The following is a 13,412-nucleotide window of genomic DNA, read 5'->3' as shown; positions in this document are numbered from 1 at the left end:
AACCGATGGAGGTTGATGCACGATGATACCCGCCATTTTCGGCCTGTCGGGCCTGACGCTGACCGATGACGAGCGCGCCTTCTTTCGCGACAGCGATCCGGCAGGATATATCATCTTTGGCCGCAACATCGAGAATCGCGAGCAATTGCGGCGGTTGACCGACGATCTGCGCAGCCTCGACGGGCGCGACAATCTGCCGATCCTGATCGACCAGGAGGGTGGACGCGTCGCGCGGATGAAGTCGCCCGAATGGCCGTTGTTTCCCAGCGGTTCGGCGTTCGACGAACTCTATGAGCGCGCGCCCGCCAGCGCGATCGAGGCGGCGCGGCTCAACGCAATGGCGCTCGCGGCGATGCTGGCGGAGGTCGGCATCACCGTCGATTGCCTGCCGTTGCTCGATGTGCGCCAGCCCGGCGCGAGTGACGTGATTGGCGATCGCGCACTCGGTAGCGAGCCGATGCGCGTCGCGGCGCTGGGACGTGCGATCCTGAGCGGATTGCAGGCGGGCGGGGTGATCGGCATCGTCAAGCATATCCCGGGGCACGGCCGCGCCTTGCTCGATTCGCACAAGGAACTGCCGCGCGTCGCAGCGTCGGACCATGATCTGCAGACCGACCTCGCGCCGTTCGCGGCGCTGCGCGATGCGGCGATGGCGATGACGTGCCATGTCGTGTTCGATGTCTGGGATCCCGATCGTCCGGCCACACTGTCGCCGATCATCATCGACAGCGTGATCCGCCAGCGCATCGGCTTTCACGGCCTGTTGATGACCGACGATCTCGACATGAACGCCTTGTCGGGCAATGTTCCGTCGCGCGCGGCGGACGCGATCGCGGCGGGATGCGACATTGCGCTCAATTGCTGGGCGAAGATGGACGATATGATTGGCATCGCCAATGCGCTCGATCCGATCAGTACCATTTCGCAGGCGCGGCTCGAGGGGGCGATGGACCGTATCGCCGGGGCGCCCGATCCGCGCGAGTTCGCGGTGCTGGTCGATCAGCGCGACGCGCTGTTGGCTGCGGCGTAAGCGGGCCGGGGGGCGCGGTGGAGCTCGATTTCGGACCGACCCCGGCAGCCGAGCGCGAGGACGCGCTGCAGCTCAACTTCGAAAGCTGGGAGGGACCGCTCGACCTGCTGCTGACGCTTGCGCGTGGGCAGAAGGTCGATCTGCGGCAAATTTCGATCCTCGCGCTGGTCGAGCAATATCTCGACTTCATCAACGAAGCGCGCGCGCTGAAGCTGGAGGTTGCGGCCGATTATCTGGTGATGGCGGCGTGGCTCGCTTATCTCAAGTCGGCGCTGCTTTTGCCCAAGGATCCGCTGGAGGAGCCATCGCCCGACGAGCTGGCGCTGCGCCTGCAACTGCGGCTGCAGCGGCTGGCGGCGATGCGCGAGGCGGCGGCGCGGCTGCTCGCGCGCGATTGCGTCGGCCGCGACGTGTTTCTGCGATCGAAGCCGGAGGGGCTGCGCGATGTTAAGGTCCGGCGTTGGGACGCCAGCCTTTATGATTTGCTGGCGGCTTATGGACAGGTCAAATTGCGCACCGAACCTGTCGTGCATATGGTATCGCGGCGACCGGTGGTGACGCTCGACGCGGCGCTCCAGCATTTGCGGCGGTTGATCGGGGTGAAGCTCGACTGGGCCGAGCTGTCCGACTTTCTGCCTGCCGACTATGACGGCCCCCTGCGCCGCTCGGCGATTGCGTCGAGCTTTGTCGCGGCGCTGGAACTGGCGCGGCAAGGGAGGATCGCGCTGCGGCAGGAGGGCGCGTTCGAACCCCTATATCTGAAGGCAGCGGAAGCATGAATCCGATCGACGACCGCGAACGCGCGATTGAAGCGATGCTCTTTGCCAGCGACGCGCCGCTCGATGCGCGGCAGGTGGCAGGGCGGCTGGGCGACGAGATGACGCCGGGCGAGGTGCGCGCGATCATCCAGACGATTGCCGCGCGCCATGCCGGAAGCGGGATCGAACTGGTCGAGCGCGGCGGGAATTGGCATTTTCAGACCCCGGCCGACCTTGCCCATCTGCTGCGCCGCGAACGCGACGACCCACGCAAATTGTCGCGCGCGGCGTCGGAAGTGCTGGCGATTGTCGCCTATCACGAACCCGTCAGTCGCGCCGAGATCGAGGCGATCCGCGGCGTTCAGACGTCGAAGGGCACACTCGACGTGCTGATGGAGGCCGAATGGATCGCCCCCGCCGGACGCCGCGAGGTTCCAGGGCGTCCGCTGATTTACAAGACCACTGACGCGTTCCTGCAACATTTCGGCCTCACCAGCCGCAAGGACTTGCCGGGAATCGATGATCTGCGCGCAGCGGGGTTGCTCGACCCCGTCGATCTGGCATTTGAAGAGGCTATCGGCGAGCTTGATCTAGTAAAAGACGGCGAAGAGGCTTAGATGAAAAGCTCAAGGAGATTATAAGATGGGTAGCTTCAGCATTTGGCATTGGCTGGTTGTCGGCATTCTCGTCTTGCTGTTGTTCGGCAAGGGGCGCTTTTCCGACATGATGGGCGATGTCGCCAAGGGTATCAAAAGCTTCAAAAAAGGCATGTCGGAGGATGACGCTCCGGTACCGCCCAAGCATATCGAAGGCCAGCGTGCCCCCGATACCACCCCGATGTCGACGCCGACGGCCGAGCACGACAAGCTCTGATCTCGTCCGCCTGCGGGGATATTTTAAGCGATGTTCGATGTTGCGCCCACCGAGTTGATGCTCGTCGTGGTGGTGGCCTTGGTTGTCATCGGACCCAAGGACCTGCCCAAGGCGATGCGCTTTGTCGGCAAATGGATGGGCAAGGCGCGCGGTATGGCGCGTCATTTCCGTTCGGGGCTCGACACGATGATGCGCGAAGCTGAGCTGGAAGAGCTGGAAAAGCAGTGGCGCGAGCAGAATGACGCGATCATGCGCGAATTTCCGCGCGTCGATGATATCAACGCGCCGGTGAAGCCTGCGACCACCGACACGCCTGATACGCCGAGCGAGCCGTCGACCGAGGATGTCGATCAGGCGGCGGCGGCGACCAAGCCAGAAACGCACGCCGTGCCGCCCAAGGACGGGCCGCTGCCATGACCGCCGAGGCTCCCGTTGCGGCGGAGGAAGAAGGCGCTGGCGGCAAAATGCCGATGCTCGATCATCTGATCGAACTGCGCTCGCGATTGCTCAAGTCGTTGATCGCCATCGGTCTGGCGTTCGGTGTCTGCCTTTATTACGCGAAACCGATTTTCAGCGTCCTCGTCCAGCCGCTCGTGCGGGCGGGGCAGGGCAAGCTTATCTATACCCAATTGTTCGAGGCGTTTTTCGTCGAGATCAAGGTGGCGATGTTTGCGGCGATGATGATCGCCTTTCCCGTGATCGCAAACCAGCTTTGGAAATTCGTCGCCCCGGGGCTGTACCGCAAGGAAAAGCGGGCGTTGCTGCCCTTCATCCTCGCGACGCCCGTGCTGTTCACGACTGGCGCGAGCTTCGCCTATTTCATAACCATCCCGATCGCGTTGAAATTCCTGCTCGGCTATCAGGGCGATATGGGCGGCATCCAGCAGGAAGCGCTGCCCTCGGTCGGCAATTATCTGAGCTTCATCATGCAGTTCATCATGGCGTTCGGCATCGCCTTCCTGCTCCCGATCCTGTTGATGCTGCTCGAGCGTTCGGGGCTCGTTACGCGTGAGCAACTGGTGTCGGCGCGGCGCTATATGATCGTTGCCGCCTTTGCGATCGCTGCGGTGTTCACGCCGCCCGATATATTGAGCCAGCTGCTGCTGGCGATCCCGCTGGTGTTTCTGTACGAAATGTCGCTCTTCGCGATCTGGTTTACCCAGCGCCGACGCAAAACAGGCGCCGAAGAGGCGCCTGTCGATCCTCTCGAAGAGGCTTAGGGTAAGTGGGTCAGAACCCGGTCAATCGATAGCATCGCTACCCGCTTGACCGACCGACTCGATGTCGCGGCCTGCTCCCTTAACGGTATTGCAGCCAGCGACCAGAAAGCTTGCCATCAATGCCAGGATGATTGCGCGAAAACTCGTCATCATTCTTCACCTTGTTTGTCGTTGGAGGGCAAAATGGCCCGGCACGCTTTCGAGGGGGGGGAGGGAATGCGGGCCGGGCCAATGTTGCTGAGCAGCGCTGCGGGGGGGCGATGATCGCTGCTCAAGAGGGAAACGACCCAAGCGGCGGATAAGTTCCCAAAAAAAATCATCGCATTGAAATTTTTTTCGACTGTCCAAAAGCGCTGGAATCCAAACCGGATTCCAGCGGCTTGTCAGCCCATGCTGGTCAGGCCGCTCGCGACCGCGAGGCCCAGGAACGCCAAAAATCCCATGGAATCGGTCGTCATCGTGACGAAAATCGAACTGGCGACCGCCGGATCCTGATCGAGCCGGTCGAGCAGCAGTGGGATGGCAACCCCCGCGACACCGGCGACGAATATGTTCACCACCATCGCAGCCGCGATCACGGCGCCCAGCTGCGGGTTGGCGAACCACAACGCGGTGGCGGCTCCAGCGATCAGCGCGATTGTCGTGCCGTTCAGGATTGCGATCTTCATTTCGCGCCAGATGGCGCGCCAGCTGTTCGAATCGGTGAGCTGGTTCATCGCGAGCGCGCGGACGGTGACCGCCAGCGTCTGGGTCCCAGCATTGCCGCCGACCCCGGCGACGATCGGCATCAGCGCGGCAAGCGCGACCATCTGTTCGATCGCACCGCCGAAGAAGCCGACGATCGACGAGGCGACGAGCGCGGTGCCAAGGTTGGCGATCAGCCAGCGCACGCGCGCGCTGTAGGTTTCGCGGATCGGTTCGTTAATGTCGCCGTCGCCGGCGCCCGACAGGCGGAGAATGTCCTCGCCCGCCTCTTCCTGAATGATGTGGACGACGTCATCGACGGTAATCATGCCCACGAGGCGGCCCGCCCGGTCGATGACGGCGGCCGAGATCAGCGCATATTTCTGGAAGCGCAGCGCGACCTCTTCCTGGTCCATATCGACCGGGATCAAAGTCTGTTCGCGTTTCATGACGTCGCTGATCGCGATGTCGCGCGGGGTGCGCAATATCCAGCTGAGCTGGCAGGTGCCGACCGGGCGGTGCATCGGATCGACGACGTAGATTTCCCAGAAATCGCTGGTCAGTTCGGTGTCTTCGCGCAGCCGGTCGATGACGTCGCCGACGGTGACATGTTCGGGCACCGCGACGAGGTCGCGCTGCATCAGGCGGCCGGCGGATTCCTCGGGAAAAGAGAGCGCGTCCTCGATCGCGGCGCGATCTTCGGGCTCCATCGCGTCGAGCACCGCCTGCTGCTCGTCGGCCTCCATATCCTCGATGATCGCGACGGCGTCGTCGGTATCGAGTTCGGCGGCCAGCTCTGCAACCTGTGCGGGGTTGAGAAGATCAATGAGCTCTTCGCGCACATAATCGTTCATTTCCGCGAGCACGTCGGCGGAAAGCATGTCGCCGAGGACGGCGGCGAGCATCGGGCGCTCGTCAGTGCGCGCGAGTTCGAACAGATCGGCGATATCGGCAGGGTGGAGGCGGCCGATGCGTTCGCGTGCGGCTTCACCTTCGCCGGCTTCGGCAAGCTCGAGCACATCGCGGACAAATTCGGGTTTCAGCCGATCGTCCTCGTCGAGCTCATTTTCGGCTTCGCGTGCGGCGGCTTCGCGCTTGCTTTCGCGATCGTCGGTGAGCGGCAGATCGTCGGGGGGCAGGGAATCTTCGCGTTTGTCCATCGCGTTATCCTCCCTGTGAATGTGGCGCGGGTTGCCGGCGGGTCGAGCCTTCCCCTAGTGCCGCAGCCGCCCGATGGCAACGCCGCGCGGGCACGCCGGGCAATTTATGCGTGGCATTGGCGCCATCGCCCGCTATGGCACCGCCAAACTTTCGCATAGGAGCTTTCCATGACCGACCAGACCCTCACTCTTTCGCTGTCGACCGGCGATGTCGTCATCCGCCTGCGCCCCGATCTGGCGCCGAAGCATGTCGAGCGCATCACCCAGCTGGCCGCCGACGGCTTTTATGACGATGTCGTGTTCCACCGCGTGATCCCGGGTTTCATGGCGCAGGGCGGCGATCCGACGGGCACCGGCATGGGTGGCAGCCCGCTTCCCGATCTGCCCGCCGAATTCAGCAAGGAACCGCATGTCCGCGGCGTATGCTCGATGGCGCGTGCGCAGAACCCGAACAGCGCGAACAGCCAGTTCTTCATCTGCTTCGACGACGCGCGCTTCCTCGACAACCAGTACACCGTCTGGGGCGAAGTGATCGAAGGCATGGACGCCATCGACGCGCTGCCCAAGGGCGAGCCGCCGCGTGAGCCCGGCAAGATCGTCAAAGCGACGGTTGCCTGAAATTTATCCCTCTCCCATTGGGAGAGGGCTGCGAAGACTTGGCGCGAAGCGCCTAGGCGAAGCTGGGTGAGGGGATGTGACGGCGCGGTATCACGCCACGTCCGATCCCCTCACCCAAGTTCGGCTAGCCAGCGAGCTGGCAAGCCTGCCTATCCTTCTCCCAATGGGAGAAGGCTTGGGGATCACTCCCCGATAAACCCATTCAGTCGCTCGCAGGCGGCGATCCAGTCTTCCTTGAATTCCTGAACGACCTGTCCGGCGCCCATCGCCTCGTTCATCAGGCCGACGCCCTGACCGACCCAATAGGTCGCAAGCGCCTTGGCGCCTTCATGGCCGCCCTCCGACAATTTATCGATCTTGCGCAGCGCGGGTTCGCTGACCAGCGACTGGAGCGGCATCGGCAACGGTTTGGGCGCGCCTTCGACCTCCCACGCATCGGTCCACGGCGAACGCAGCTGGCGTGACGGCTTGCCGGTGCGGCTTTTCGACCGCACGGTGTCGCGTGACGAGGCCGCGAGCATTTTTTCCTTCACGATCGGGTTGGTTTCGGCCTCGGCGGTGGTCAGCCACACCGATCCGGTCCACGCGCCATGCGCGCCCATTGCCATCGCGGCTGCCATCTGGCGCCCGGTGACGATTCCGCCTGCGGCGAGGATCGGAGTGGTCGCGCCAACGGCTTCGACTGCGGCGGCGACTTCGGGGACCAGCACCATCGTCGCAACCTCGCCGCAATGGCCGCCGGCCTCGCCGCCCGCGACGACAAGGATATCGACCCCGGCGCGAACCTGCGTCAGCGCATGGTCACGCGTGCCGACAAGCGCGGCGACGGGAACCCCGTGGCGTTTGCCGAGGTCGAGCATCAGTTGCGGAGGCACGCCGAGCGCGTTGGCGATCAGGGCGATCGGGTGGCGAAAGGCGACTTCGAGCAGCTTGGCCGCGCCATCCGCGTGCATATTGTCGCCGAAGCTCTGCCGTCCTGCCATCGCTTCGGAAAGCCCTGCGGCATCGACGCCATGCTGTTCGAGCAGCCCGGCGGTGAATTTCCGATGCGCGTCGGGAACCTGAGCCGGTCCCGCGGGGCCGTCGCCCTTGCCGGCGAAGCTGTTGGGGACGATCAGATCGACGCCATAGGGGCGCCCGCCGATATGCTCGTCGATCCACGCCAGCTCTTCCTCGAGCCGTTCGGCGGGCAGCGAGGCGGCACCGAATACGCCCATGCCCCCGGCCTTTGACACCGCGACAACGACGTCGCGGCAGTGCGAAAAGGCGAGAAGCGGAAATTCGATGCCGAGCATCGCGCAGATCGGGGATTGCATGGGAACCTCTCCTTTTTGTTATTTAACCGCATGTCAGCGCCAGTTGACGTAAACGTCAAGTTGATTTGCGTCCGCCAGTCTTTATCGCGGGTTGCATGACAAATTTCACGCTCCCCGATTTCGACCTCGATGCCTTCGTTCGTGCGACTTTCGCCGAGGATTTGGGGGCGGGAGGCGACGTTACCTCGATGGCCGTCATTCCCGCCGACGCACGATTCGACGGTGTGATGGATAGCCGCGACGCGATCACCGTTGCGGGCCTCCCCATCGCTGAGCATTTCTTTCGCGCGCTCGCGCCCGACATGGATATGGAAATATTGGTCGAGGAGGGGACACAGGTTACCCCGGGAACCGACCTCATCCGCCTGTCGGGCAATGCGCGCGCGATGCTGACCGCCGAGCGGTCGGCGCTCAACACGGTGCAACATCTGTCGGGCATCGCGACGATGACACGGCAATATGTCGATGCGATTGCCGGGACGGGTGCGGTGCTGCTCGATACGCGCAAGACCATTCCGGGCCTGCGCGTCCTCGAAAAATATGCGACGCGAATGGGCGGCGCGACCAATCATCGCATGGGCCTGTGGGATGCGGCGATGATCAAGGACAATCATGTCGCGGTCGCCGGATCGGTCGAGGAGGCGGTGCGCCGCGCGGTCGATGCGGGGATTGCGAACATCATCGTCGAGGTCGACCGCGTCGATCAGGTCGCAGGCGCGCTGGGCGCGGGGGCGACGCATTTGTTGCTCGACAATATGGACCTTTCTGCCTTGCGCGAATCGGTTGCGATCGTCGGTGGCCGGGTTCCGGTCGAGGCGTCGGGTGGGGTGCGGCTCGACACGATCCGCGCGATTGCCGAAACCGGCGTCACTTATGTTTCGGTGGGACGCCTGACCCAGTCGGCGCCCGCCGCCGACATCGGGCTCGATTTTGCGCTGGCCTAGCTTCGCGATTCTCGGCCTGTTGCTCGCGCCGACGGCGGCCGAGGCGCAGGCATTGGCGTGCCAGATCCCTGACCGTATCCCGGTTCCGCGGGTCGAACAGCCGAGGCGTGGCGAACCGGTGCGCAAGCCCGAGACCGCAGGCTATCTGCTGAGCATGAGCTGGTCGCCGCAGCATTGTACCGATGTGCGCAACCCGAAGGACGCACGCAACCGCTTTCAATGTTCGGGCGAGAATGGTCGCTTTGGCTGGGTGCTGCATGGTCTGTGGCCGGAGGCGGCGACGCCGGGCTATCCGCAATGGTGCCGTCCTGCGAAAATCGTGCCGCAGCCGGTGCTGCGCAAACATCTGTGCATGACTCCGTCGGCGCAGCTGCTCCAGCACGAATGGGCGAAGCATGGAACGTGCATGAGCCCCAATCCCGCGGCCTATTTTCGTTCGGCCGAGATATTGTTCCGCGCGGTGCGCTTTCCCGACATGAAGGCTCTCGCCGCAAAGCCGCAGACCGCGGGGAGTATTCGCCGTGCCTTTGCCCGGGTCAATCCGGGGGTTTCCGAACCGATGATTGCGGTGGCGATCGACAGGCAGGGGTGGCTCGACGAGGTTCGGCTGTGCCTGGGACCGCGGATGCGGCCGCAGCGGTGCAAGCCGTTCCAGACCGGTGCGCGTGATAACCGGCCGGTGCGGGTGCGGCCGATGTCGGGGCGTTAGGAAGCATCGAGCGACGCGTCCCGCGACGAGACAGTCGCGCATTAACGCTCTTTTAACCTTACCGAGTGGTTAAGATGGTCATAGCCTGCGGGCCATGGACTCGGACGACCATATCGACATTCGCGGCCGTATTCGGGCGCATGGTGCCCGCCAGCTGACGATCGCGCGGCTGAGCGCGCCGACGGATTGGGAAGGCGAATTGCGCCGGGCGCTGGCGGCGCACCGCGAAGAGCGCGGCTTCTGGTCGCAGGGCGGCGACGCGCGCCTGTTCCTGCAGAGCTTCGCGATCTTCTTTACCGCGGCGATGATGTTCCTGATTTAATCGCAGGCTTTGTGAAGGCGCCAGGCGAGCAGAGCCGATACAAGACACATCACCGCGACCATCAGCAGCGTGTCGTCGATCGTCAGCCCAAGGCCGATCAATACGCTGAGCAGCAGCGTCGCGGCGACCATGAAACCCGAATTGACGATATTGTTCGCGGCGATCGTGCGCGCGGTCTGCGACTTGGCGACGGTGGTGGTGAGGAAGGCGTAGAGCGGCACGACGAACATGCCGCCTGCGATCGCAATGCCGAGCAGCGCAACAATGATGCGGTCGCCAGCGGTCAGCGACAGAAATTCAAGCCAGTTCATCAGCTTGCCGTCGGCGTGGACCCAGTTTTTCACCGACCACCAAAGGTCGAGAACGAACAGGCCCATGACGATCACCGATCCCGGCGAATAGCGCGCGGAAACCTTGCCCTTCAGCAACCGGTTGACGATGATCGAGCCGATCGCGACGCCGACCGAGAAAATGGCGGTGAACAGGGTCGCGACGGTGTTGTCGGCGCCGAGGGCGTTTTTGACGAGCGGCGGGAACTGCGCTGCGAGGATCGCGCCGATCGCCCAGAAAAAGCTGATCGAGACGATCGCGAGGAACAGCCGCGGAATATGCATCGTTGAATTGACGAGCCGCCACGACGAGCGAAAGACATTGTGGTCGATGACCAGCCCTTCGGCTTCTTTTTCGGGCGGCGCAGAAGGCACGAAACTGGCGGTCAGCCGGCCAATGACGGCGACGATGATGATGCCGGGAATAGCAATATGCGGGGGCGTCAGTCCGCCGACAATGGTGCCGCCGAGGATCGCAATATAGGTTCCCGCCTCGACCCAGCCGGTGCCCGCGAGAACTTCATCGTCCTGCAAATGCTGAGGCAGGATCGCATATTTGATCGGGCCGAAGAAGGTCGAGTGCGTCCCCATCGCGAATAGCGCGAGCAGCATCAGCGGCACATTGTGCAGCCAGATACCGATCGCGCCGACGACCATGATGCCGATTTCCGCCGTTTTGATGATGCGGATCATCTTCGTCTTGTCGGTGCTGTCGGCGAGTTGCCCGGCGAGCGCGGAAAAAAGGAAGAAGGGAAGGATGAACAGACCGCCCGCGAGCGCGTTGAACCAGGCTTCGGTTTCAGGGTCTTTATAGATGGTGAAGGTGACGAGGATTACCATCGCCATCTTGTAGAAATTGTCGTTGAAGGCGTTGAGAAATTGGGTTGTGAACAGAGGCAGGAACCGGCGTTGCTTCATCAGCGCAAAGGAACCGGTCATGCAAAGCCCATTCTGATCGTCCAACATATGCGCAACCGATGCCCGGTCGGGCAATTTGGTTGTCGCGCGGGGGGCTTATCGGTTAGGGGATGCAGGGTCAAAGCCCATTTTGATACAGCGGCGCCGTGCTGGCGGGGAACAGGGGTCATGCTCAGCTTACCGAACATCTTGACGCTGTCGCGGATATTGGCGGTGCCCATCTTGCTCTTCCTGCTGTGGCCGGGGGTGGTCGAAGGATCGCATCAGCCGAAGCCGATCGACTATGCGCTCGCCTTTGGCCTTTACTGCCTGATGGGCATTACCGATTATTTTGACGGTTATGTGGCGCGCTCGCGCGGTATCGTGTCACGGTTGGGCGCTTTCCTTGATCCGATCGCCGACAAGATCATGATCGCGGCGGTGATTTTGCTGCTCGTCTTCACCCGTGACATCACCGGTTATCATGTCATCGCGGCGCTGATGATCCTGTTGCGCGAGATCATTGTCTCGGGGCTGCGTGAATTTTTGGCGACATTGCAGGTATCCATGCCGGTCACCCAGCTTGCGAAATGGAAGACGACCTTTCAGCTTGTGGCTTTCGGCGCGCTGATTTTGGCGGGGGCGCTGCCCGAAATGATGTGGATCAAGACCGTCGGGCTTGCCTCTTTGTGGGGCGCCGCGGCGCTGACGCTGGTCACCGGATGGGACTATCTGCGCGTCGGCCTGAAGCATATGGACTGAGAGGCCGATGGCGCTGCGTCTCGCCTATTTCGCCTGGGTCCGCGAGCATATGGGTGTCGCGGAGGAAGATGCCGCACCGCCTGCCGAGGTCGCGACGGTAGCCGATCTGATCGGCTGGCTTGCGGCGCGCGATGAGCGGGGAGGGCAGGCATTTGCCGAGCCCGACCGTATTCGCGCGGCTATTGATGGTATGATGGCGGTGCCCGGCACGAAAATTGCGGGTGCGGGCGAGGTTGCGTTGTTCCCGCCGGTCACTGGCGGATGATCCGCGTCGCGGTTCAGAGCGGGGCGATCGACGTTCCCGCCGAAATCGACCTTCATGATGCGGGTGGGCATGGCGCGACCGCGAGTTTCATTGGCCGGGTGCGCGGCGACGATGGGCTTATCGAGCTGTTTCTTGAGCATCATCCCGTCATGACCGAAGCAAGCCTGGCCGATCTGGCGCATGTCGCGGCCGACCGCTGGCAATTGGCGGCGCTGACGCTGATCCACCGCGTTGGCGGGATGACGCCCGGCGAAACGATCGTCCTTATTCTGGCTAGCAGTCGGCACCGCGCCGAGGCGCTGGCGGCGTGCGAGTTTCTGATCGACCGGTTGAAGACCGACGTCATGCTTTGGAAGCGTGAGACTTTTTCCGATGGCCGGGTGCAATGGGTTGAGCCGCGCGAGGGCGATCATGCGCGTGCGGGGCGTTGGGACTGACTAATCCGTCATACCGGGCTTGACCCGGTACCCGCCTTTTCCTTCAAGACAGGCAGGCTCCGGATCAAGTCCGGGGTGACGAAGTGGGGTTCGTCAGCTGGCAATAGCGAGGTTTCTTAGCTCGCCTGATGCTTGCGGAAAATATCGGCAAGCATCTGAAACTCCTCGGCGCGCGGGCTGCCCTTGCGCCACACCAGCGCGATCGTTCGCCAGTCATGGTCCGAATCGAGCGGGCGCGTATCGATGTCGGTATGGTCGAGGATTCCGGCATCGATCGCCATTTGCGGTAGCATGGTGATGCCAAGGCCATTGTCGACCATCTGGACGAGCGTGTGCAGCGACGTCCCCATCATCCGCGCCCCGGCGCGGAGCTCAGGGCGGTTACACGCCGCGAGGACATGATCCTTCAGGCAATGGCCATCCTCGAGCATCAGCATTTGTGACGGGTCGAGTTGATCTGCACTGACCATCGCGGGCAGATTTTCGGACTGGTCGCCGGGGAAGGCGACAAACAGCGCATCGTCGAACAGCTTTTCGCTCTCCACATCGCCGCAGGCATAGGGGAGGGCGAGCAGTACGCAGTCGACGGTGCCATGATGCAGCGACTCGCACGCCTGCGCGCTCGGCTCCTCCCGTAGAAAGAGTTTCAGCGACGGGCGTTCCTTGCGCAGCCGTGGCAACAGGCTGGGCAGCAGGAAGGGGGCGATGGTCGGGATGACGCTCATGCGGAGTTCGCCGACCAGCGGCGCGGCGGCGGCGGCGGCCATCTCGGCGAGTTCCTCTGCCTCGCGCAGCACGCGGTGTGCCTTTGCGACGATGGCGTTGCCGAGCGCGGTGAAGCGCACGACGCGGCGGGTGCGTTCGACCAAAGTCTGTCCGAGCAAGGTTTCAAGTTCGCGGACCCCCGCCGACAGCGTCGACTGGGTGACGTTGCACGCATCGGCGGCGCGGCCGAAATGGCCATGTTCGTGCAGCGCGACCAGATATTGCATCTGTTTGAGCGAGGGCAGGTAGTTTTGCATTGATCGGATATAGCAATGACGACGCCAATTTTGAATGATCCTGTCGATTATTATTTGGCGCCGAAA

18 protein-coding genes are annotated in these 13,412 nt (G+C 63.0%); 13 read left to right on the top strand and 5 right to left on the bottom strand.

The features are described 5' to 3' along the window. The first annotated feature begins 22 nt into the window (after positions 1–22). The 6 genes from nagZ to tatC are packed head-to-tail and all read left to right on the top strand — an operon-like array spanning position 23 to position 3,881. On the top strand, positions 23–1,030 hold the full coding sequence (gene nagZ / locus CDQ91_RS03755) for a beta-N-acetylhexosaminidase (RefSeq protein WP_088471320.1): 1,008 nt from the start codon (positions 23–25) through the stop codon (positions 1,028–1,030). A 17-nt stretch (positions 1,031–1,047) separates the two neighbouring features. After that, positions 1,048–1,809 carry a segregation and condensation protein A gene (locus CDQ91_RS03750; protein WP_088471319.1) on the top strand — a complete coding sequence of 254 codons (762 nt, stop codon included), beginning with the start codon at positions 1,048–1,050 and terminating at the stop codon, positions 1,807–1,809. Then, positions 1,806–2,405 (top strand): SMC-Scp complex subunit ScpB, encoded by a 600-nt coding sequence (scpB, locus tag CDQ91_RS03745; RefSeq protein ID WP_088471318.1) that lies wholly within the window; start codon positions 1,806–1,808, stop codon positions 2,403–2,405. The genes CDQ91_RS03750 and scpB overlap by 4 nt, the downstream gene beginning before the upstream one ends. A gap of 25 nt (positions 2,406–2,430) precedes the next feature. Then, positions 2,431–2,661, top strand: coding sequence for a twin-arginine translocase TatA/TatE family subunit (locus CDQ91_RS03740; protein WP_088471317.1), 231 nt, complete (start codon positions 2,431–2,433; stop codon positions 2,659–2,661). A 30-nt stretch (positions 2,662–2,691) separates the two neighbouring features. Continuing rightward, on the top strand, positions 2,692–3,078 hold the full coding sequence (gene tatB / locus CDQ91_RS21935; protein WP_088471316.1) for a Sec-independent protein translocase protein TatB: 387 nt from the start codon (positions 2,692–2,694) through the stop codon (positions 3,076–3,078). Further along, positions 3,075–3,881, top strand: coding sequence for a twin-arginine translocase subunit TatC (gene tatC / locus CDQ91_RS03730; RefSeq protein ID WP_088471315.1), 807 nt, complete (start codon positions 3,075–3,077; stop codon positions 3,879–3,881). The genes tatB and tatC overlap by 4 nt, the downstream gene beginning before the upstream one ends. A gap of 21 nt (positions 3,882–3,902) precedes the next feature. Here tatC and CDQ91_RS03725 read toward each other — a convergent pair whose 3' ends face one another. Together CDQ91_RS03725 and mgtE are read right to left on the bottom strand one after the other, a co-directional pair. Further along, positions 3,903–3,998, bottom strand: a complete 96-nt coding sequence (locus tag CDQ91_RS03725; RefSeq protein ID WP_231732701.1) for an entericidin A/B family lipoprotein — start codon at positions 3,996–3,998, stop codon at positions 3,903–3,905. Between the two features lie 266 nt (positions 3,999–4,264). After that, on the bottom strand, positions 4,265–5,725 hold the full coding sequence (gene mgtE, locus CDQ91_RS03720; protein WP_088471314.1) for a magnesium transporter: 1,461 nt from the start codon (positions 5,723–5,725) through the stop codon (positions 4,265–4,267). A 168-nt stretch (positions 5,726–5,893) separates the two neighbouring features. Here mgtE and CDQ91_RS03715 point away from each other — a divergent pair, with 168 nt between their 5' ends. After that, positions 5,894–6,343 (top strand): peptidylprolyl isomerase, encoded by a 450-nt coding sequence (locus CDQ91_RS03715; RefSeq protein WP_088471313.1) that lies wholly within the window; start codon positions 5,894–5,896, stop codon positions 6,341–6,343. 182 nt (positions 6,344–6,525) lie between these two features. Here the strand turns inward: CDQ91_RS03715 and CDQ91_RS03710 are convergent, their stop codons facing one another. Further along, on the bottom strand, positions 6,526–7,659 hold the full coding sequence (locus CDQ91_RS03710) for an NAD(P)H-dependent flavin oxidoreductase (RefSeq protein ID WP_088471312.1): 1,134 nt from the start codon (positions 7,657–7,659) through the stop codon (positions 6,526–6,528). A 95-nt stretch (positions 7,660–7,754) separates the two neighbouring features. Here CDQ91_RS03710 and nadC point away from each other — a divergent pair, with 95 nt between their 5' ends. The 3 genes from nadC (at position 7,755) to CDQ91_RS03695 (ending at position 9,634) form a co-directional block, all read left to right on the top strand. Next, positions 7,755–8,603: a carboxylating nicotinate-nucleotide diphosphorylase gene (gene nadC / locus CDQ91_RS03705; RefSeq protein WP_088471311.1), complete on the top strand. Its 849-nt coding sequence runs from the start codon at positions 7,755–7,757 to the stop codon at positions 8,601–8,603. Then, the gene (locus CDQ91_RS03700) at positions 8,590–9,312 is read left to right on the top strand and encodes a ribonuclease T2 family protein (RefSeq protein WP_088471310.1); all 723 of its coding nucleotides are present in this window, start codon (positions 8,590–8,592) and stop codon (positions 9,310–9,312) included. Before nadC ends, CDQ91_RS03700 begins: the two co-directional genes overlap by 14 nt. Before the next feature lie 94 nt (positions 9,313–9,406). After that, a complete protein-coding gene (locus CDQ91_RS03695) occupies positions 9,407–9,634 on the top strand; it encodes a hypothetical protein (RefSeq protein ID WP_088471309.1) in 228 nt (75 codons plus the stop codon). Here CDQ91_RS03695 and CDQ91_RS03690 read toward each other — a convergent pair. After that, positions 9,631–10,902, bottom strand: a complete 1,272-nt coding sequence (locus tag CDQ91_RS03690) for an MFS transporter (protein ID WP_088471442.1) — start codon at positions 10,900–10,902, stop codon at positions 9,631–9,633. The genes CDQ91_RS03695 and CDQ91_RS03690 overlap by 4 nt on opposite strands. A gap of 147 nt (positions 10,903–11,049) precedes the next feature. Between CDQ91_RS03690 and pgsA the strand changes: the two genes are divergently transcribed. Genes pgsA through CDQ91_RS03675 form a run of 3 tightly spaced genes read left to right on the top strand, consistent with a single transcriptional unit; the run spans position 11,050 to position 12,324 of the window. Then, complete coding sequence (pgsA, locus tag CDQ91_RS03685; protein WP_088471308.1) at positions 11,050–11,622, top strand: CDP-diacylglycerol--glycerol-3-phosphate 3-phosphatidyltransferase; 573 nt, start codon at positions 11,050–11,052, stop codon at positions 11,620–11,622. A gap of 7 nt (positions 11,623–11,629) precedes the next feature. Further along, positions 11,630–11,887, top strand: a complete 258-nt coding sequence (locus tag CDQ91_RS03680) for a MoaD/ThiS family protein (protein ID WP_201791853.1) — start codon at positions 11,630–11,632, stop codon at positions 11,885–11,887. Continuing rightward, positions 11,884–12,324: a molybdenum cofactor biosynthesis protein MoaE gene (locus CDQ91_RS03675; protein WP_088471307.1), complete on the top strand. Its 441-nt coding sequence runs from the start codon at positions 11,884–11,886 to the stop codon at positions 12,322–12,324. The genes CDQ91_RS03680 and CDQ91_RS03675 overlap by 4 nt, the downstream gene beginning before the upstream one ends. A gap of 116 nt (positions 12,325–12,440) precedes the next feature. Here the strand turns inward: CDQ91_RS03675 and CDQ91_RS03670 are convergent, their stop codons facing one another. Beyond that, a complete protein-coding gene (locus CDQ91_RS03670) occupies positions 12,441–13,346 on the bottom strand; it encodes a hydrogen peroxide-inducible genes activator (protein WP_088471306.1) in 906 nt (301 codons plus the stop codon). Between the last annotated feature and the right edge of the window lie 66 nt (positions 13,347–13,412).

The organism is Sphingopyxis witflariensis (assembly GCF_002205635.1).
Lineage (GTDB): Bacteria > Pseudomonadota > Alphaproteobacteria > Sphingomonadales > Sphingomonadaceae > Sphingopyxis > Sphingopyxis witflariensis.
The sequence above is the reverse complement of the archived record's forward strand: the minus strand, read 5'-3'. Positions and strand labels throughout refer to the sequence as shown.